This window comes from Arthrobacter sp. ATA002 (assembly GCF_026898095.1).
GTDB lineage: Bacteria > Actinomycetota > Actinomycetes > Actinomycetales > Micrococcaceae > Arthrobacter_B.
The window spans coordinates 89,304-108,393 of sequence record NZ_CP114015.1 but is presented as its reverse complement, the minus strand read 5'-3'; the positions used below and the strand labels follow the sequence as shown (position 1 = coordinate 108,393).

The following is a 19,090-nucleotide window of genomic DNA, read 5'->3' as shown; positions in this document are numbered from 1 at the left end:
CCGGCTCTTGCGCAAAGCTCCGAGCCTGTCCTCCCGGCAGACCCCCCCGTATCCTGCAGCCTGTCCCCGCGGCCCGGGCCGGGTATCGTCGTGAGCAACTCAGGACTCATCCCTGACCCGGCAGCGGTGCCGTGCCGGCCCGGAGATTCTTCGCTGAAGGAGCTGCTCGAGCAATGAAAAAACTCATTAACGATCCGCGGCGTGTGGTGGCGGAATCGCTGGCCGGCTTCGGCCTGGCACACCATGACCTGGTCCGGGTGCATACCGACCCGGACTATGTGGTGCGCCGGGAACCGGCCCGGAACAAGGTCGCCCTGGTTTCCGGCGGAGGCAGCGGACACGAACCGCTGCACGCCGGGTATGTCGGCTACGGCATGCTGGATGCGGCGGTGCCCGGTGCCGTTTTTACCTCTCCCACCCCGGACCAGATCCTGCCGGCGGTCACCGGCACGGACACCGGCGCCGGGGTCCTGCTGATCGTCAAAAACTACACCGGGGACATCCTCAACTTCGAGACAGCTGCGGAACTGGCCCAGGCAGAGGGCATCAGTGTGGCCACCGTGGTCGTCAACGACGACGTCGCGGTCGAGGACTCGCTGTACACCGCCGGCCGGCGCGGGGTGGCGGGCACCGTGCTGGTGGAGCGGATTGCGGGAGGCGCCGCCGAACGCGGAGGTTCGCTGGAGCAGGTGGCTGCCGTGGCCGAACGGGTAAACGCTAACGTGCGCTCCATGGGGGTGGCACTGGCCCCGTGCACCGTCCCCCACGCCGGGGAACCCAGTTTCGCCCTGGCGGACACCGAGATAGAGCTGGGTGTGGGAATCCACGGCGAACCGGGCCGGCGGCGGATGCCCATGGCAGCCGCGGACAGCATCACCGACCAGCTGCTGGAACCGGTGCTCCAGGACCTGGGCGCCGCATCCGGGGAGCCGGTCCTCCTGTTCGTCAACGGCATGGGCGGCACCCCGCTGAGCGAGCTGTACATTGTGTACCGCCGGGCGGTTGAAGTGCTGGCGGAGCGCGGCATCCGGGTTGCACGGTCGCTGGTGGGCAACTACATCACGGCACTGGACATGCAGGGCGCCTCGGTGACAGTACTGCGCCTGGATGAGGAACTGACCGAACTGTGGGACTCACCTGTGCATACGCCGGCCCTCCGGTGGGGGTGTGAGCATGGCGCTGGATGCGCAGTGGGCCGCGAACTGGATGCGTGCCGGAGCGGCGGCAATGGCGGAGAACCGGCAGCGGCTCATCGACCTGGACCGGGACATCGGCGATGCCGACCACGGGGAAAACATGGACCGGGGCTTTTCCGCCGTGGTGCAGAAGCTGGACGCCGACGGAACCCCGGCAACTCCCGGCGACGTGCTGAAGCTGGCGGCCATGACCTTAATGTCCAAGGTCGGAGGCGCTGCGGGGCCCTTGTACGGTACGGCGTTCCTGCGGGCCTCGACGGCGGCGGGTGCGGCTCCGGAACTCGGCCCTGCCGCCGTGGCCGCCATGCTTGCCGCGGCCAGGGACGGCATTGTTGCCCGTGGGAAAGCTGAACCCGGGGACAAGACCATGGTGGATGCCTGGACACCGGCAGTCGAAGCGGCGAGGACAGCCGCGGCCGCGCAGGCAACCGGCGCCGGGGTGCTTGCGGCGGCCGCCAACGCCGCCAACGCCGGGCTGGCGGGGACAGAACCGCTGACTGCCCGCAAAGGGCGGGCCAGCTACCTGGGCGAGCGAAGTGCGGGGCACCTGGATCCCGGGGCGGCCTCCACCGTCCTGATCCTGCAGGCCGCGGCCCGGACCGCGGAAGAGGCCGCATGAGTGTCGGGCTGGTCATTGTGTCGCACAGCGCCAAGCTGGCCGAAGGTGTCTGGGAACTCGCCGCGCAGATGGCGCGGGACGTGAGAATAGCGACCGCCGGCGGCACCGGCGACGGCGGCATCGGCACCAGCCTGGAGAAAGTTTCCGCCGCCATTGCCGCCGCCGACACGGGCGGGGGCGCCGTGCTGCTGGCCGATCTGGGCTCGGCGGTCATGACTGCCGAGACCGCAGTGGAATTCCTGGACGATGACCAGCGGGGCCGGGTGCGGCTGGCGAACGCGCCCCTGGTCGAGGGGGCGGTGGCAGCCGCCGTTGCCGCGCAAACCGGCAGGTCCCTGACGGAAGTGGTGCAGGAGGCCGAGTCGGCCGGAGCCATCCCTGCTCCGGCCGGAACGCCGCCGTCGGGCGAGCAGCCGGCCGGGGAGCGCCCGGACGGAGAACACCCGGCGGACGCCGAAGACGACTTCGACGGCCTCGACGCCGACGGTGAAGGAGTTTTCACCGGTTCATGGGAACTCATCAACCCTGCGGGGCTGCATGCCCGGCCCGCTGCCGCCGTCGCCCAGGCCATGGCGGATCTTGACGCCGAGGTGCGCATCAACGGCGTCGACGCCAAATCCGTGATGCTGCTGATGTCCCTGGGGCTCGGCCAGGGCCAGACGCTCACCCTGGCGGCCCGGGGTCCCGATGCCGCCCGTGCCGTGGAGATCATGGCGCTGGAGGTGCGGAACGGTTTCGGGGAAATCTAGCCGGGTCGAAGAATCCGGTCAGGCCGGAAGCTGCAGCCCGGTGTGGGTCTCCTCGGCGAGCCGGTCCGCCAGGAGGCCGGCCAATGCCCGTTCCAGCTGCTCCGCCGGCGCATTGAGGGCATGCAGTTTGCTCATTGCCGCCAGCTCCGCCGCCAGCTCCAGGCCCGGCGCAGGCGCCGGCAGCAGATCGGCCGCGCCCATCAGGACGGCCCGGGGCACCGGGGCTGCGGCCTGCCGCAGCACGGCCAGGAGGGCGCCGCGGACCTGGCGGTCGGTGCCGGCCCAGGACTGCCCCTTGGGCACGTAGTCCGGAGCCGGCTTCCCGGCGGCCAGCCACGCACAGCGGCCGGCCACCGGACATTCTGCGCATTTGGGGCTGCGGGCCGTGCAGACCAGGGCACCGAGTTCCATGACGGAGGCGTTCCAGGCGACGGACGCGGCGTCACCGGCCGGCAGCAGGGACACGGCCAGCCGCATTTCGGCGGCATTCAGCGCCGGAGCGGGCAGGGCCCTGCCGGTGACGGCCCGGGCGTGGACCCGCCGGATGTTGGTGTCCACCACGGTTTCCCGGCGGCCGAAGGCGAAGGAGGCCACCGCGGCGGCGGTGTAGTTCCCGACACCGGGCAGGGTCAAAAGTTCGGCGTGGGTTCCCGGCACGTTTCCGTCAAAATTGGCAGCCATGACGGACGCCGCGGCATGCAGCCGAAGGGCCCGGCGGGGATAGCCAAGCCGGCCCCAGGCACGCACCGCTTCGCCGCTGGGCTCCGCGGCCAGGTCGGCAGGAGCGGGCCAGCGGGCCATCCACTGCTCCCACACCGGCAGTACCCGGACCACGGGTGTCTGCTGGAGCATGATTTCGCTGACAAAGATTCCCCACGGAGTACAGTCAGCCTTCCGCCAGGGAGGTCACGCGCGTTGGCGGTGAACCAGCTGATGATCTCGGTGTGCAGCTGCGCTGCCTGCCGGGGGTCCGGTTCCATGCGATCTCCCTTGCTTATGACCAGCAATACTCTACTGACCGGCGTGGTGCGGCAGGTAATTTGCAGCGGTGTACCTAGCCTTAAGACATGGTTGGGAATGGGTCATCAAACACCGGGTCCGCGAACACCGAGCCCGGCAACAAAACGGCCGGACGGCCCAGCGCTGCCGTCTACCGTCGCCGGCGGATCGTGGCCGGCGTGCTTGTGCTGCTGGTCGTTATTGGCCTGATTGCCGGCATAACTGCGATTGCCAACGCGGTTCGGGGCGATGGCGCCGCAGCATCCAACGGCGGAACCGAAGCCACCATTCCCGGCCCCGACACCCAGGGCGGCGGCACTGATGCCCCGCAGGCCGGCGCCGCCGCGGATCCCTCGGCGAAACCCGGCGGCACGCCCGCTCCCGGCGCCACGCCGGGTGCCACCGCCTCTGCCTCGCCGGGGGCTGCCCCGGAGTGTCCGGCCGGTGCGGTCCAGGTTGCGGCCACGACAGATGCGTTGAGCTATTCGGCCGGGACAAGTCCCATGCTGACCATGACCGTAACCAATACCGGGGAGGAGCCCTGCGAGGTGAATGTCGGAACGAGCCAAATGGAGTTCACCGTCACCAGCGGCTCGGACCGGATTTTCTCGTCGGTCGACTGCATGCAGGCCAGTCAGGACCTGATGATGGTCATCGAACCGAAGAGCGTGGAAACCGCGAAGTTCAGCTGGGAGCGCCAGCGGTCAGCCCCGGGCTGTGCGGAGGTGTCGAGCAATCCGAACCCCGGCACCTACATGTTCACTACCCGGCTGGGCGGCATCACCAGCGAGTCCACGGTCTTCGAACTGGAGTAAACCGGCCCGGAGCGTGGCCCGCGCCTACATAAAGCGGTCGAGCAGGCTCGTCTCGGCGATCCGGGAGAGCCCCTCACGCACTGTGCGTGCCCGCTGCTCGCCAATGCCGTCCACGGTCATCAGGTCTTCGATGTTGGCAGCCATGAGGTTCTGCAGCCCGCCGAAGTGGTCCACCAGCCGGTTGGAGACGGCGGGCGGAACCGACTTGATGTTGCTCAGCAGCCGGTAGCCGCGCGGCTGCACCACCGCCTCCAGCGAGTCCTGGCCGGGCTGGAACCCGACGACGGCGGCGATCTTGCCCAGATCCACCATGTCGGAGGAGCTGAGGTTCTGCAGGGTCGCCACCTGGTCCTCGGCCCGGCGGTCGCCGTCGTGCAGGTCGGCGTAGTCGCGGACGATCATTTCGCTTCCCGGGCCCAGGCCCGCCGTGAGCTCTTCGAGCTGCAGGGACAGCAGCCGCCCGTCCACTCCGAGCTCGAGGACGTACTGCGAGATTTCCTCGGAGATCCGGCGGACCATTTCCTGGCGCTGCAGGGTGACGGCGACATCCCGGACGGTGACCATGGCTTCAATTTCCAGCGCGGACAGGGAGTTGGTCACCTGGTCCAGGCGTGCGCGGTAGCGCTCCAAGTGGCCAGCGCCTGGTTGGCGCGGGCCAGGACCGGTTCCGACCCCTCCAGCACATGCCGGAGACCGCCGACATAAAGCTGGATGATTTGCATGGACTGGCTGACCGAGATGACGGGGAAGCCGGTTTCGATCGCCACCCGCTCGGCCGTGCGGTGGCGGGTGCCCGATTCGTGTGTCTCAATGGTGTGGTCCGGAACCAGCTGGACGGCGGCGCGCAGGATGGTCCTGGCGTCTTTGTCGCAGACAATGGCTCCGTCCATTTTCGCCAGTTCCCGCAGCCGGGTGGGGGAGAAGTCGATGCCGATGTCGAATCCGCCGGAGCAGATGGAATCCACGGTGCGGTCAAAGCCGAGCACGATCAGGGCACCGGTCCGGCCGCGGAGGATGCGCTCCAACCCGTCGCGGAGATCGGTTCCGGGCGCAACCCGGGCCAGCGTGGCCTTCAGGGAATCTTCGGGACTGCGTGCCATGGTCACTTCCTTCCGGCCATCGGGCCCACGGGCGTTCTGGGCGGGCGCTGCACAGACACTTTCCCTATAGTAGTGGTCCGGCAGGGGACAATGGCCACTTTTGTGCCGTGCGAACACCGGGCACAAGCCGTCCGCGGACCGCTGCTGCCGCGAAATTCACAGCGGCAGCAGCGGGAGGAAACGGAGGAGCTCAGAACAACAGTTCCAGGGCTTCGGCCACGGTACTGACTTCACGGACCTTAAACCCGGCCGGAACCGCAGCCGGGCCGTTGGGGGACGCCGGAACGACGGCGTGGGTGAAGCCCAGGCGTTCGGCTTCGGAGATTCGGCGGGCAATTCCCGGGACGGGCCGGACCTCACCGGCGAGGCCGACTTCACCGAAGGCAATCAGCTGTGCGGGCAGGGGCTTGTTCATTTTGGCCGAGGCCACCGCCAGTGCGACAGCCAGGTCGGTGGCGGGCTCACTGAGCTTCACGCCGCCCACGGTCGCCACATAACTGTCGTCCTTGGCCAGGTTCATGGAGGCGCGCGCCTGCAGGACGGCCAGGAGCATGGCCACGCGGGAGGAGTCGAGGCCGCTCGTGGCGCGCCTCGCCTGGGCGTTGCTGGTTTCCGCGAGCAGCGACTGGACTTCGGCCACCAGGGGGCGCTTTCCCTCCAGGGTGACGGTGATGCAGGTGCCTGACACCGGCTCCTTGGTCCTGGACACGAAGAGGCCGGACGGGTCGGCCAGCCCTTCAATGCCTTCCTCGGTAAGGTCGAAACAGCCCACTTCGTCGGTGGGGCCGTACCGGTTCTTCACCGCGCGCAGCAGCCGGAGCCGGGAGTGCCGGTCGCCGTCGAACTGGCACACCACGTCCACCAGGTGCTCCAGCAGCCGCGGCCCGGCAATGGAGCCGTCCTTGGTGACGTGCCCCACCAGCAGAGTGGTCATGTTGCTGTTCTTGGCGGCATTGATCAGGGAGGCAGCCACCTCGCGGACCTGGCTGACTCCGCCGGCGCTGCCGTCCACGGCCGCGCTGCTGAGGGTCTGCACGGAGTCAACGATCAGCAGTGCCGGCTTGACCTGCTCCACCTGGCCCAGGGCCTGGCCCAAATCGGTTTCGGCGCTCAGATACAGGCAGTCGGACACCGCGCCGATCCGTTCGGCCCGCAGCTTCACCTGTGCCGTGGATTCTTCCCCGGTCACGTACAGGACGTCCCGGCCTCCGTTTCCCACCTTCGCGGCGACGTCCAGCAGGAGGGTTGACTTGCCCACGCCAGGTTCACCGGCGAGCAGGATGACGGCGCCCGGCACCAGGCCGCCGCCCAGCACCCGGTCCAGCTCATCGACGCCGGTGGCCTGGAACGATGCGGACGTGGCATCAACGTCCGCGATGCGCAGGGCCGGCCGGGCCACGGTGGCTGCCGCGGTGGTGCGGGCCAGGACTTCGGCGGCTTCCTCCACTGTTCCCCAGGCCTGGCACTCGCCGCAGCGCCCCACCCACTTAGCCGTGGTCCAGCCGCATTCGGCGCAGCGGTAGTTGGCGGTCTTCGCGCGGGTAGTCTTCGTGGCCATGAAAACAGGCTATCCCGCGCCGGTGACACTTCCCGCAGCGCGGACCCTCATACCTCGGCGAGGTAGCTCACGGCTTCTTCATGCGTCAGCCCGGTGGACTCGAGCAGGTCCACCACCAGCGGCCGGAAGAGCATGACCAGGGCGTCCCCCTGGATGTCGGTCACGCCCAGGGTGGCGGGGTTCAGCCGTGCGCCCACCATGGCCAGCTCATTGCGGGCCTGGCGCAGGTGTTTTTCACGCGTCCCCGCCGATTCTCCGCCGGCCAGGGCGCGGGCCAGGATATCCACTGCTTCCGCCGTGTCATTCACGACGTCCGCCACCCGGTCAATTGCATCATCATGCAAGGAGGCATGGTTGATGACCGACGTGGTGCGGCGGGCAAACACGCGGCTGTTGCGCACCGCCAGGTCCAGGTATCCGATGGACCCGCGCAGGTCTCCGAGCTCGGCAAGGTGGCGCCGGTAGGCCGGGGAAATGCGGGCCACCTCCCGCGCGTCCCGGACGCTGCGGGCGAGGGCATCAAGCTGGGGCTGGGTATTGCGGGCGCGGACCAGGGCATGCCAGGCAATGGTGGAATCGCTCTTGGCCACCGCTTCGGCGCACTGGCGCAGCACCGCGGAGAGCTCATGCAGCAGGTCCCGGACATTCGACTGCGGTTCGCGCCGCGGGTCACGGGGCGCGAGCATGGTCACCAGGAGGGCAAACAGGCCGCCCACAATGGCATCGAGGCTGCGGGTGAAGACCCCGCCGTCCGGCGCCGGGAGCAGCACCACCAGCAGCGACTGAAGTCCCAGCTGGGTAGTGAAGATGACGCCCCGGTCCAGGAAGCGAGCCAGCATCACGGAAAGAAAGAGGACGACGGCGGCCTGCCACAGGCCCGTGCCCAAGACATGCAGGAGCAGTTCGCCGATGGTGATTCCCAGGGTGCAGCCAATGCCCACCTCCAGCACGCGGCGGGTGCGCGGCTCACGGGAAAAACCGAGGGAAATCAGAGCCGCGGTGGCAGCAAAGAGCGGCCCTTCATGGCCCATGACGTACTGCGCAAACGCGTACGCGCCCACAGCACAGATTGTCATCTGCAGGGCGGGCACTACGGAGTTTCGGCTTCGGTGAAGCCCCACCCGTACCCGGTTTCGCAGGAAGCCCCGGCTCTGGGCAAGACGGTCGCGTGGGGGCATGCCAACAGTCTAGATCCCGTCCGCCGCCGCCTCCATCCGGAAGCCTTCCATGACGCGCCGGCACCCGTCCCATAAAACGTTTCCCGGCGCTACCGCCGCTGTTCACCTTTCGTTAACCTTCCCCGGCCACGATCAATGCAGGGACGGAACAGACCGCCCCTGCGAACGGCCCCCGCGTGCCACTGCCTGCACCGCGGGGATGCGGCCCTTGAAGGGATAGACGTGTTGGTTATTGGAAAAGTCCGTACTGCAGCCGTGATCCTGTCGGCAGCAGCCCTCACCCTTACAGCCTGCGGCAGCGACAGCGCCACGGCACCCGCAGGCGGCAGTACGCCGTCGTCCCCACCGGAGAGCGCAGTGTCCGGAACCCTGTCCGGCGCGGGCGCCTCCTCCCAGGATTCCGCCATGCAGGCGTGGATCGCCGGGTTCGGCGAAACGCATCCGGGGGCATCGGTGCAGTACTCACCGGACGGATCAGGAGCCGGCCGGGAAGCGCTGCTCGGCGGAGGGGTGCAGTTCGCGGGCTCCGACGCCTACCTGGACGAGGAAGAAACCGCGGCGGCCGCAGAGGTTTGCGGCCCGGACGGCGCCCTGCACATCCCGGCCTACATTTCTCCGATCGCGGTGGCCTTCAACCTGCCCGGCATCGAGGAGTTGAACCTCGACGCCGACACCATCGCAAAGATCTTCCGCACCGAGATCACCTCCTGGAACGACCCGGCGATCACTGCCGCGAATCCCGGGGCCGAACTCCCCGACATCCCCATCAGCCCGGTCCACCGCGGCGATGAATCAGGGACCACCGAGAACTTCACCGAATACCTTGCCGCGGCGGCACCGGAAACCTGGACGGAGGAACCGTCCGGGGAATGGCCCGCAGGCATCGGCAACGGAGAGAACGCCTCCGGCACCGGCGGCGTCGTATCGCTGGTCTCCTCCACGGAAGGCGCCGTGACCTACGCCGACGCCTCCGCCGCGGGAAACCTGGGCAGGGTCAACGTCCTTGTGGGCAGCGACTACGTTCCGCTGAGTCCGGAGGCGGCGGCCAAAGCCGTTGAAGCGTCGACGCCGGCCGCCGGCGCCGGACGCCCGGAGGCGGACATGGCCATGGACCTGGACCGGGATACTGCGCAAACCGGCGCTTACCCGATTGTGCTGGTCTCCTACCACGTGTACTGCACCGCCTATGAAGATGCCGAAACTGTTGACCTCGTCAAAGCCTTTGGCCAGTACGTGGTGAGTGAGGAGGGGCAGGCCGCCGCCGAAGCCGCAGCGGGCAATGCGCCCCTCTCTGAAGCGCTGCGCGGGCAGGCAACCTCCGCGCTGGAAGGTATCAGCGTGTTGCAGCGGTGAAAGTCGTGGGACAGTAAAAGTGGGCCCCGCTGAGCGGCGGGGCCCATACACCTGCCGGAAAGCAAAGGCCCGCGCGGTGGAGGCCGGGGAATGTGCACCGGCTCACCGTGGCGCGGGGGATTAGTACCGGGTCAGTAGAGTGTTTAAGCAGATGCCAGTGAAGAACCGAAGGGTTGTGCAGTGTCCAGCAAGTCCATAGAAGGCACCGGCGGTGCCGGCCGTGCCGGAGATAAGGTCTTTTCCGGCATAACGCTCCTGGCCGGTTGCCTGATCCTTCTTGTCCTGTTTTCCGTGGCCGTGTTCCTGCTGTGGCAGGCGCTGCCCACCTTTATGGCGGATTCCGCGGACATCAGCGGCGGAGAGGGTTTCTTCACCTACATTTGGCCGCTCGTCATTGGCACGGTGATCGCCGCTGCCATTGCCCTGGCCATCGCCACCCCGGTGGGCATCGGCGTCGCGCTGTTCATCTCGCACTATGCACCCCGCCGCATGGCGCAGGGACTGGGCTACCTCATTGACCTCTTGGCCGCCATTCCGTCAGTGGTCTACGGCGCCTGGGGCATGATGGTGCTCGCACCGGCCCTGGTGGGGCCGTACACCTGGCTGGCGGAGAACGCCGGCTGGATTCCGATCTTCTCCGGCCCGGCCAGCCAGACCGGAAAGACCATGCTGACCGCGGGAATCGTGCTGTCCGTGATGGTCCTGCCGATCATCACGTCGCTGACCCGGGAAATCTTCCTGCAAACCCCGAAACTGCATGAGGAGGCCGCCCTGGCCATGGGCGCCACCCGCTGGGAAATGATCCGGATGGCCGTGTTCCCCTTCGCCCGCCCCGGAGTCATCAGCGCCGTCATGCTGGGCCTGGGCCGCGCGCTGGGCGAAACCATGGCAGTGGCCCTGGTGCTGTCCTCCGGCGGCCTCATCGCCAGCCTGATCCGGCCGGGCAACCAGACCATCGCCGCCGAAATCGCCCTGAACTTCCCCGAGGCCTACGGGCTGCGCCTGTCCGAGCTGATCGCCGCCGGACTGGTGCTGTTCCTGATCACCCTCGCCGTGAACGTGATTGCGCGCTGGATCATCAGCCGCCACAAAGAATTCTCCGGAGCCAACTGATGCAGACCCAAACACTCAGCCGCCGTCCGGCCACGCTCACCAAGAACCGGCTGCCCCGTTATGCGGTGTGGGCCGTACTGGGTGCGGCGGTCATCCTCGGGGCGGCGCTGTCGGCCCTGATCGGCTTCGGCATCGCCAGTTTCGCCGTCTTCACGGCCGTCGTCTTTGTGGCAACAGCCACTGCGGTGACCGGCGTCGTGGAGGGCGCCGCCGTGCCGTGGACCGCTTTGCCACTTACCTGGTCTGCGGATCGTTCCTGCTGGCGCTGGTTCCGCTCGTTTCAGTGATTTTCACCGTCCTGTCCAAGGGCCTGGCCGGGCTCAGCCCGGATTTCCTGTTCACGTCCATGGGCGGCATGACCGGCGCCGTGGACAACGCCAGCGCCGAGAGCGGCGGTCCGGTGCTGGGTGGGGCTTACCACGGGATCGTCGGCACCCTGCTGATCACGCTCTGGGCCACCATCATTTCCGTGCCGATCGGCCTGCTGACCGCGGTGTACCTGGTGGAATACAGCAACGGCGGCCCGCTCTCCCGCGCCATCACCTTCTTCGTGGATGTCATGACCGGCATCCCCTCCATCGTGGCCGGACTCTTCGCGGCCGCGTTCTTCGGGCTGGTGTTCGGCCCCGGCGTACGCACCGGGTTCGTGGCCGCCGTCGCGCTCTCGGTCCTGATGATTCCGGTGGTGGTCCGTTCCACCGAGGAAATGCTGAAAATCGTTCCGAACGAACTGCGCGAGGCCTCCTACGCGCTGGGGGTGCGGAAGTGGCGGACCATCCTGAAGGTGGTGGTGCCGACGGCGATTTCCGGCATTGCCTCGGGTGTAACCCTGGCCATCGCCCGTGTCATCGGCGAAACCGCCCCGCTGCTGGTCACCGCCGGCTTCGTGAACACCATCAACATGAACGTGTTCGCGGGCTGGATGACCACGCTGCCCACCTACATTTACCGCCAGCTGATGAGCCCCACCTCCCCGACCAACACCGATCCCAGCACCCAGCGCGCCTGGGCGGCCGCACTGCTGCTGATCATCATGGTGATGCTCCTGAACCTCGGCGCCCGCCTGATTGCGCGGATCTTCGCGCCCAAGACCGGCCGCTGACCGAACCTCCCCGTACCGCGGCGGGTGCCTGCGCGCACCGGCCTCCCGAAATTTTCAAACAGAAGGAAACACATGTCCAAGCGAATCGACGTCAAGGACCTCAACGTCTACTACGGCGACTTCCTGGCCGTAGAAAACGTCAACATCAATATCGAGGCGAAGTCCGTCACTGCCTTCATCGGGCCCTCCGGCTGCGGCAAGTCGACGTTCCTGCGGACGCTGAACCGGATGCACGAAGTCCTGCCCGGTGCCCGGGTGGAGGGCGAGGTCCTGCTGGACGGCGAGAACCTCTACGGCCCCGGAGTGGACCCGGTCACGGTCCGCAGCCACATCGGCATGGTGTTCCAGCGGCCCAATCCGTTTCCCACCATGTCCATTCGGGACAACGTGCTGGCCGGCGTCAAGCTCAACAACAAGCGGATTTCCAAGTCCGACGCCGATGACCTGGTGGAACGCTCCCTGACCGGGGCAAACCTGTGGAAGGAAGTCCGGGACCGTCTGGACAAGCCGGGATCGGGCCTTTCCGGCGGCCAGCAGCAGCGCCTGTGCATTGCCCGCGCCATTGCGGTGTCTCCGGAAGTGATTCTCATGGATGAACCGTGCTCGGCCCTGGACCCGATCTCCACCCTCGCCATTGAGGACCTCATCGAAGAGCTCAAGAGCGATTACACGGTGGTCATCGTCACGCACAACATGCAGCAGGCTGCCCGGGTCTCGGACAAGACGGCGTTCTTCAACATTGCCGGCACGGGCAAGCCGGGACGGCTCATTGAATACGCGGACACCCCGGTGATCTTCAGCAACCCGGCCCAGAAAGCCACCGAGGACTACGTTTCCGGCCGGTTCGGATAGGCCCGGGCAGGCCCCCCGCCTAGAGCAGCGGGCTGACCGCCAGGAACAGGATCCCGCCCAGCAGTGCGGTGGCCGGAGCCGTGGTAAGCCAGGTCACCAGGATCTCCCGCAGCGGAATGAACCGGACCGTGGAAAAGCGCTGGTTCGCTCCTGCGCCGACGATGGCCGACGTCATGGTCTGGGTTCCGGAGAGCGGAATCTGCAGCCAGAGGGCCCCCATGAACAGCATGGAGGAGCTGACTGCCGTCGCGCTCATGCCGCGCAGGGGGTCGATGCGCACCAGCCGGCTGGCCAGCGTGTGGCTGATCCGCCAGCCGCCGAAGAGGCTGCCCGCGGCCAGCGCAGTGCCGGCGAAGACCTGCACCCACAGAGGTATTCCGGCATCGCTCGAATAGCCGGCGGCCACCAGGGCAAGGACAATCACGGCCATGGTCCGCTGCCCGTCCTGCATGCCGTGGCCCAGGGAAAACGCCGAAGTGAACACTGACTGGGCAATCCGGTTTCCGGCGTCGCCGCGGCGCGGCGAGCTGTAGCGCATGAGCCAGGTGGTGGGGAACACCAGCAGGTAGGCCAGGACAAAGGCAACCACGGGGGAGAGCAGCAGCGGCAGGATAATCTGCTGCAGCAGCACCTGGTAGGACTCGGCGATGTTGGGGCCTCCCACCAGCGTGGAGGCCGCACCGGACCCTACGATCCCGCCCACCAGCGCATGGGTCGAGGACGATGGCATGCGCCTCCACCACGTCCACAGTCCCCAGCCGCACGCGGCCAGCAGCCCCGCGATCAGGATCCCCAGTCCGGGGGTTCCTGCCGGCAGCTGGATGAACCGGTCTGCCAGCACCACGGCCAGCGCAGTGCTCAGCAGGGCGCCGGTGAGGTTGAAAACGACGGCGAGGACGACGGCGACCGTGGGTGGAGAGCCCGGGTGCGGACCGACGTGGCGATGGAGTTGGATACGTCATGGAAGCCGTTGATGAAGGCATAGGCTCCGGCAAACAGCACGACGGCGGCCAGCAGGACCGGCTCCACCTAGGATTCCCGGACCAGGATGCCGCCGACGGCGGTTGCGCACCGGCGAAGCTGGGTGGCGGTGCCGGCCAGCTGCTCGGCAAGGTCCCGGTGGCGTGCGTAGCTGAGGGGCTTGTGGTCGCGGACCAGTTCGGAAACCCAGATGCGGTGGGTGCTTTCGGCCCGCTTGGACAGGCGGAGCATCTCGATCCAGTAGTCGTCGAGGTCTTCGAGGGAGGCCAGCCTGCGCATCGCCCCCACGGTCAGATCCGACTGCCGGCCGATCACTTCGAGCTGTTCGGCGGCACGGGCGGAGATGCCGGTCAGGCGGTACAGGGAAACGACTTCCGCGGCTGCGTCGAGGTTCTCCATGGCCGACATCAGGATGAGCGAAATATCGTACAGATCCTCGCGCGGCAGGGGGTTGATGAAGCTGGAGCGCATTTGTGTCATCAGCGCGAAGTGCAGGTCCGTCGATTCGGCTTCCAGCTGGTGCATCTGTTCGGCGAGCCGCTCATAGTCGGCCGGCTCGGCGCCCAGGACCTCGGAGAGAGTGCCCGCTCCGCGCACCAGCACGCTTCCCATGCGGGACAGGAGCTCCAGCCCGGCGTTTTCCTGGGGAAAAGCCGCAGCCTCACTGGGTGATCCGGGAACGTCGGGTGCCGTTGGGGCCCTGCCTGAAGTAGGTCACGGGCCTAAGATTATCGGCTGGGCGGGAAGACACAAAAGTGGTGCCGGACCGGGAGCGCCTCTCGGCGGAAGGCCGCTCGAAGCGGCTCTAAGTTGAAGCCCGGGGGTTCCGCAGTCCGACACCGATTTCAGTTTTCTACTCTTGGCCGGTGATGTCAACATGAGGCCCGGCGGGCACCTAGTCGAGCTCTCCCCGGCGCCACGCGGCAGCGGAATGTTCCAGGTCCTCGGCGGTTTTGACGAGCTGGCGGGCGTTGCGCGTTAGCTGGCTGGCCGTGCCGCTGCTTCCGGTTTCCGCGGAATCCGCGTGATGGGTCTGGCCGAGGGCCACTACCCGGCAGAACGCGGCGAAGCGCTCCAGGGCCACATCAAACTCTCCTTCGAAGGCTCCGGAGAGAATGGTGTCGGCCATGGCCTTGACCTCGTCGGCGCCCAGCGGCTCGGCGACGCCGGCCACCACCTTGGAAACCTGGGCAACGTCCTTGCCCGCAGTGTAGAACGCGGCTACGCGCTCGGGATTCTGCTGAGTGGCGGCGCGGAGGGCATACAGCCGCCACAGGGCACCCGGAAGGGACCGGGCAGGGCTTTCCGCCCAGAGTTCCGCTATGGACTCGAGTCCCTGCTTATCGGCGAGCTTGACCAGGCGGCGGGTGATTTCCGGATCATCGCTGTCCCGTCCATGATGGACCAGGGCCTGCGCGGCCAGGTGGGCCGCCTCCGAGACCCGGGCGGGATCTGCACCTCCGGGGAAATTGGCGAAATCCAGCGGAGCGTACAGCTTGGGCTTGTGATGCCGTGGCGGCATGGAATTCGACTCACTCATGTTTTGAGAATACTCCGCAGCGCGAAGGGGCGTCGAGGCGGCCCCGGCAGCCTGCCGGCGCGGGGTAAGGCACTCCCGGGGCAGTGAAATGAAAAGACTCCCCGGCAGCGTTTCGTGAGATGCGTCCCGCGTGCGATAAAGTGGAGAAGTCGATTCGTCGGCGGGGGGCCTTTAGCTCAGTTGGTAGAGCATCGGACTTTTAATCCGTGGGTCGTGGGTTCGAGCCCCACAGGGCCCACCATGTGATGGGCCGCGTCATTTGAGGATGGTGCGGGACGTCGGCAGCACCCCGGTCTTCGGACCGGGGTGCTTTTTGCCGTTTTCCCCGCGGGGAGTCCTGCGGCCTTCCCGTGCTGCGGTCAGGAGGGGCGCCGCCGCTGCGTTCGACGACGGCGGCCGGCACCGGACGGCGCCGCGAGGTGTCGAATTTCATCAGTTTGTGCGTACCGTCGCAGTACGGCTTGATGGCTGATCCGCCGCACCGGCACAGGGCCACGGTTCCCCGGTCCCTGGGAATCGGCACGCCTTCCGGAGTGACGATCTCGAAGTCTCCCCGGACAAGGAGCGGGCCGTTTGGGCAGGCAACCACGGAGGCGGCGGCCCGGCCTGCACCGGCTTCCCGGCCGGCCGGGGAGTCCTGCGCAGGGCAGCTGCCGCAGCAGCATCCAGCGGCAGCCCGTTCGGTCTGTTCGCCCGCTTCGCCCGCTTCGCCCGCTTCGCCCGAATCCGGCCCGGCTGGTTCGAATCCGGCCCGCGTCACGGCGCCACTCCGGCAGCCAGCGCGGCTCCGGCGAGAGCGCCGGCGGGTGCGGCGGCAGCAGGGTCCGCGTCGCGCAGGGCGGACCGTCCGTCCTGCCAGGCGGAGAGCTGGTCCTGTCCCATCATCGCGTCCAGGGTCAGGACCGCTGCGGCTCCAAAGAGCACATCGGCGAGCAGGGCAGGGTCGGATTCCACGAGCCCGCCGGCGAGGTCCCGGGCGGCAATCTGCTCATGCACGGCGTCGGCTTCCACGTGCTCGTCGAAGTAGTAGGTGACGTCCTCGCCGAAGCCCAGCCGGCGGAACCCGCGGGCGTAGAAGGAATTCGGAATGGAGGACGTCATTTCAAAGGCGGCAAGATGGCCCGCAATGGCACCGCGCAGCCGCCGGTTCAGCCCGAACAGGGACATGGCGTTGGAGGAGGCCAGGGTCAGCGCGGGCACGAAGTCCAGATACCAGCCGTACTCTGTTTCCAGCTCCAGGCCCTTCATCGTGACGGCGAAGAGGTGGGAGTGCATGCGTTCGGGCGCCCTCGCCGTACTCGTCCGCCTGAATCTCGATGAGGGCGGCCTTCGCCCGGCCCACCGGCAGGCGGGGAATGGCCCAGCTGTGCGGATCTGCTTCTTTGAGCTGGTAGACGGAGCGCAGGATCAGGAATTCCTCCAGCTGTTCCCTGGTCGCCTTGGAGGCGACAAAGCGCGAAACGCTCGGACCGTCGTCGTCGGCGGCCATCCGGAACAGTTCCTCCGCCACCGCTTCGCTGGTCGCTTCGGGAAGTGCGGGCACCTTAACCGTGCGGCGGAGCGCCGCCTCAAAAACCGCTTCCAGCTCCAGCCGCAGGCCAACCAGGCCCGGATGCCATTCCCAGCTGTCTGAAACCCCGTCCAGTCCGCTGTAATGCAGCTCATAGAGGCAAAACAGGGTCAGCTGCAGGTCCTCGTCCCGGAGAATGTCGACGGTCTCGCCGATGGAACGGCGTACGGTATCCGCCACGGCGGCAAACCCGTCGGCAGCCGGTCCGTCAGGAGTGCGCAGCAGGTCAAGGAGTGCGGTGCTGACAGGTCCGCGCGCTGCGGGAATTCTCATTCTGGTCCTTTGTGCTCCGTGATGCGTGCTCCGTGCCGGGAGCGGCGGAAGCCGCGGCCGGACGGTAAATCCAGGACATCAGCATACTTGGTATTGCTCCGCCAACCCCAAACCGGGCCCCGCGTGCCCGCCTGCTGACATTGACCTTTGGGATGATCCGGCGTGAGATGGGAGAAACAAAAACAGCCGGCGCGCCAAGGAGGGAACCATGCCGCAAGCTGAAACCATATCCGGGTTCCTCATTCCTGCACTGATCCTCATGGCTGCCGCCCTGGCGCTGACGGCATTCCGGGTGGACGCCGCCCTGGACCGGGGGGACGGCGAGAAGCTGTTCTGGATCGGTTTCACGGGGCTGCTGGCCGCCCTGCTCGCCGTTGCCTGGGCGGTGGCGGGCAGTCCGGGAGCGCGCCCCCTGGATCGGGCTCTTCGCCCTCGCCGGGGCGGCATGCGCCGTGGGCTGGGTGCAGATACGCCACCGGCGGCGCGTCGAGAGCCGAAAGAGAACGGAGCGCCGGGAGGCCGCAGCAGCCCTGGAGCGGCGGCACGACGCGGTCCTGCGCAGCTGGAGCTCCTACGAGCTCGATGAATGGAAGGCCGTGGAGAAGCCCGGCCTGCGGGATCCTGCCAAGCCCGAAACCAAAACGCTGATGCGGGCCATGAAGGCGGCGGCGGCCGTTCGCCCCCTTGAGGGGGAGCCCGCCGCTCCGGGTGATGCGGAGCTGGAGGAATACGCTGCCGCTGTAGCCGGACTGGAGAAGGCCTGGGCCGGCGCGGAGGCTGCCGGCGGCGACGGCCGGGCCGCGTAGCACCGTTGCCGGCAAAGTCTGGACGAAACGATACTTCGGTGTCAGGCTCTGGGGATGACCGGGCGCAGCAGGGATGAACTTCACCTCTCCCACAACCTTGACCACAGCCGTTACGAGCTTCGCATCGGGGGTGAACTGGCGGGTACTGCCGAATATGCCGAGTACATCGAAGAACCTGACTCGGTGGCACTGACACATACGGTGGTCCGGGAGAAATTCCGGCACCGGGGATATTCGTCGATGCTCGTGAGATTCGCAGCCGAAGACATTATTGCGTCGGGCCGGCGCATCAAACCCTACTGCTCCTACGCTGCCTCCTATCTGGGGAAGCACGGAGAATTCAGTCACCATGTGTCCTGGCCGCAGGGGAGCCGTTAAGGCTGGAATGCGGTTGACGGCATGCAGTGGGAGGAAACGTGCCGAATGGGGGAGGCTGCTGCGTTAATGAAGCTGGCTCCCCGCTCTGCATATGGGGGGAACGCAGAAGGGGGAGCCAGTGAAAATAGTATAGTTGCATCCGTCCGGAGAAACCAATCGGGGGGTGTTGTCCGTGTCAGTGTCCGCTAAAGCCTTCCAGACCTGGCGCGCCAAAGCCGCCCCGCTGGAGTCCACGGCCGACCTCTGCCGGCTGGCCGGCATTAAGCGCTCGACACTGGCTCAGCAGCTCGTGCGCGGCAAAGTCTCGGTCAGCACCGTGGTTCAGGTGGCCCGGGCCTGTGACCAGGACCCCGTCGAGGTGCTGTCCTTTTTCGAGGAGTACCGCGGCCTGCGGGACGGGGTGCGGGCGCCGACCGCCGCTGAACTTATCAGCCAGGTGTCCTATGTCTGCATTTTGGAGCAGGTGGTTGCCCGAAGCAGGCAGCCGGGGATTGCCCCCGAGGAACTGCCTGAGCTATGCCCCTTTCCGCACCGGAACTCCGTTCGCGGCTGGTTCGAGGCTGTTGATCCCGGTGACCTGCGGCAGCGGCTCAGCGCAAGTACGGGCGTAGCGCCGCAGAACCTCTCCGCGCAGCTCACGGCCGGACGGCTGGCCAGCGCTCTCGCCCTGGAAGCGGCCCGCCTGGCCGGAGTGTCACTGGCCAGCGGCCTGGTGGCGACGGGCCTGCTCACTCCCGACGAATGCGGCTGGCCGCCGGGCGGACGCGAGCAGGCCCTCGCGCAGTTGTCCGACGCAGACCTGGTAATTCTGGCCCGCGACCGGTTGGATGCCCTGGGTAAGGTTCTGAAGAAGGTTGAGAACGACGAAAAAAGCAACTCTGCATTATTGGAGCAATTGGGATGACGTT

Annotated in this window: 18 protein-coding genes, 1 tRNA gene and 5 pseudogenes; 13 read left to right on the top strand and 11 right to left on the bottom strand. The window is 67.3% G+C overall.

The window, feature by feature from the left end:
* Positions 1–173 precede the first annotated feature (173 nt).
* From dhaK to dhaM, 3 genes and pseudogenes are all read left to right on the top strand, one after another.
* A pseudogene (dhaK, locus tag OL239_RS00570) lies at positions 174–1,166 on the top strand (dihydroxyacetone kinase subunit DhaK); the annotation flags it as partial.
* 7 nt (positions 1,167–1,173) lie between these two features.
* Positions 1,174–1,815 (top strand): dihydroxyacetone kinase subunit DhaL, encoded by a 642-nt coding sequence (gene dhaL, locus OL239_RS00565; protein ID WP_268910299.1) that lies wholly within the window; start codon positions 1,174–1,176, stop codon positions 1,813–1,815.
* Complete coding sequence (dhaM, locus tag OL239_RS00560; protein ID WP_268910298.1) at positions 1,812–2,564, top strand: dihydroxyacetone kinase phosphoryl donor subunit DhaM; 753 nt, start codon at positions 1,812–1,814, stop codon at positions 2,562–2,564. Before dhaL ends, dhaM begins: the two co-directional genes overlap by 4 nt.
* 18 nt (positions 2,565–2,582) lie before the next feature.
* On the opposite strand, the pseudogene OL239_RS00555 reads toward dhaM, so the two are convergent.
* Positions 2,583–3,544, bottom strand: a pseudogene (locus tag OL239_RS00555) (A/G-specific adenine glycosylase).
* Positions 3,545–3,631: 87 nt separating this feature from the next.
* Here OL239_RS00555 and OL239_RS00550 point away from each other — a divergent pair.
* Positions 3,632–4,378, top strand: a complete 747-nt coding sequence (locus tag OL239_RS00550; protein ID WP_268910297.1) for a hypothetical protein — start codon at positions 3,632–3,634, stop codon at positions 4,376–4,378.
* Positions 4,379–4,402: 24 nt separating this feature from the next.
* Here OL239_RS00550 and disA read toward each other — a convergent pair.
* The 3 genes and pseudogenes from disA to OL239_RS00535 form a co-directional block, all read right to left on the bottom strand.
* Positions 4,403–5,478 (bottom strand): annotated as a pseudogene (disA, locus tag OL239_RS00545) (DNA integrity scanning diadenylate cyclase DisA).
* A gap of 190 nt (positions 5,479–5,668) precedes the next feature.
* Entirely contained in the window at positions 5,669–7,036 is a 1,368-nt protein-coding gene (gene radA / locus OL239_RS00540; protein ID WP_268910296.1) for a DNA repair protein RadA, read from the bottom strand.
* Positions 7,037–7,083: 47 nt separating this feature from the next.
* Positions 7,084–8,214, bottom strand: a complete 1,131-nt coding sequence (locus tag OL239_RS00535) for an FUSC family protein (RefSeq protein ID WP_268910295.1) — start codon at positions 8,212–8,214, stop codon at positions 7,084–7,086.
* Between the two features lie 216 nt (positions 8,215–8,430).
* Between OL239_RS00535 and pstS the strand changes: the two genes are divergently transcribed.
* The 4 genes and pseudogenes from pstS to pstB all read left to right on the top strand — a co-directional run bounded on the left by pstS (position 8,431) and on the right by pstB (position 12,634).
* Positions 8,431–9,567: a phosphate ABC transporter substrate-binding protein PstS gene (gene pstS, locus OL239_RS00530; RefSeq protein ID WP_442864269.1), complete on the top strand. Its 1,137-nt coding sequence runs from the start codon at positions 8,431–8,433 to the stop codon at positions 9,565–9,567.
* Between the two features lie 180 nt (positions 9,568–9,747).
* Positions 9,748–10,680, top strand: a complete 933-nt coding sequence (gene pstC, locus OL239_RS00525; RefSeq protein ID WP_268910294.1) for a phosphate ABC transporter permease subunit PstC — start codon at positions 9,748–9,750, stop codon at positions 10,678–10,680.
* Positions 10,680–11,782: pseudogene (pstA, locus tag OL239_RS00520) on the top strand (phosphate ABC transporter permease PstA). The gene pstC and the pseudogene pstA overlap by 1 nt, the downstream one beginning before the upstream one ends.
* Before the next feature lie 72 nt (positions 11,783–11,854).
* Positions 11,855–12,634, top strand: coding sequence for a phosphate ABC transporter ATP-binding protein PstB (pstB, locus tag OL239_RS00515; RefSeq protein ID WP_268910293.1), 780 nt, complete (start codon positions 11,855–11,857; stop codon positions 12,632–12,634).
* 19 nt (positions 12,635–12,653) lie between these two features.
* Here pstB and OL239_RS00510 read toward each other — a convergent pair whose 3' ends face one another.
* The 4 genes from OL239_RS00510 to OL239_RS00500 form a co-directional block, all read right to left on the bottom strand.
* A complete protein-coding gene (locus OL239_RS00510) occupies positions 12,654–13,496 on the bottom strand; it encodes an inorganic phosphate transporter (protein ID WP_329609390.1) in 843 nt (280 codons plus the stop codon).
* The gene (locus OL239_RS19215; RefSeq protein ID WP_329609310.1) at positions 13,493–13,663 is read right to left on the bottom strand and encodes a hypothetical protein; all 171 of its coding nucleotides are present in this window, start codon (positions 13,661–13,663) and stop codon (positions 13,493–13,495) included. The genes OL239_RS00510 and OL239_RS19215 overlap by 4 nt, the downstream gene beginning before the upstream one ends.
* Positions 13,664–14,227 carry a DUF47 domain-containing protein gene (locus tag OL239_RS00505; RefSeq protein WP_268910292.1) on the bottom strand — a complete coding sequence of 188 codons (564 nt, stop codon included), beginning with the start codon at positions 14,225–14,227 and terminating at the stop codon, positions 13,664–13,666.
* 283 nt (positions 14,228–14,510) lie between these two features.
* Positions 14,511–15,155 carry a hypothetical protein gene (locus tag OL239_RS00500; RefSeq protein WP_268910291.1) on the bottom strand — a complete coding sequence of 215 codons (645 nt, stop codon included), beginning with the start codon at positions 15,153–15,155 and terminating at the stop codon, positions 14,511–14,513.
* 165 nt (positions 15,156–15,320) lie between these two features.
* Between OL239_RS00500 and OL239_RS00495 the strand changes: the two genes are divergently transcribed.
* Positions 15,321–15,396: transfer RNA gene (locus tag OL239_RS00495), tRNA-Lys, on the top strand.
* Here OL239_RS00495 and OL239_RS19895 read toward each other — a convergent pair.
* From OL239_RS19895 to OL239_RS19205, 3 genes and pseudogenes are all read right to left on the bottom strand, one after another.
* Positions 15,355–15,744: a CDGSH iron-sulfur domain-containing protein gene (locus OL239_RS19895; protein WP_442864268.1), complete on the bottom strand. Its 390-nt coding sequence runs from the start codon at positions 15,742–15,744 to the stop codon at positions 15,355–15,357. The genes OL239_RS00495 and OL239_RS19895 overlap by 42 nt on opposite strands.
* A 167-nt stretch (positions 15,745–15,911) precedes the next feature.
* On the bottom strand, positions 15,912–16,403 hold the full coding sequence (locus tag OL239_RS19210) for an iron-containing redox enzyme family protein (RefSeq protein WP_329609309.1): 492 nt from the start codon (positions 16,401–16,403) through the stop codon (positions 15,912–15,914).
* Between the two features lie 103 nt (positions 16,404–16,506).
* Positions 16,507–16,644: pseudogene (locus tag OL239_RS19205) on the bottom strand (iron-containing redox enzyme family protein); the annotation flags it as partial.
* Between the two features lie 562 nt (positions 16,645–17,206).
* Here OL239_RS19205 and OL239_RS00480 point away from each other — a divergent pair.
* From OL239_RS00480 to OL239_RS00465, 4 genes are all read left to right on the top strand, one after another.
* Positions 17,207–17,584 carry a hypothetical protein gene (locus tag OL239_RS00480; protein WP_268910290.1) on the top strand — a complete coding sequence of 126 codons (378 nt, stop codon included), beginning with the start codon at positions 17,207–17,209 and terminating at the stop codon, positions 17,582–17,584.
* A gap of 10 nt (positions 17,585–17,594) precedes the next feature.
* Positions 17,595–17,804 carry a hypothetical protein gene (locus tag OL239_RS00475; protein WP_268910289.1) on the top strand — a complete coding sequence of 70 codons (210 nt, stop codon included), beginning with the start codon at positions 17,595–17,597 and terminating at the stop codon, positions 17,802–17,804.
* A gap of 54 nt (positions 17,805–17,858) precedes the next feature.
* Complete coding sequence (locus tag OL239_RS00470; protein ID WP_268910288.1) at positions 17,859–18,182, top strand: GNAT family N-acetyltransferase; 324 nt, start codon at positions 17,859–17,861, stop codon at positions 18,180–18,182.
* A gap of 172 nt (positions 18,183–18,354) precedes the next feature.
* On the top strand, positions 18,355–19,086 hold the full coding sequence (locus tag OL239_RS00465) for a hypothetical protein (protein ID WP_268910287.1): 732 nt from the start codon (positions 18,355–18,357) through the stop codon (positions 19,084–19,086).
* Positions 19,087–19,090 lie beyond the last annotated feature (4 nt).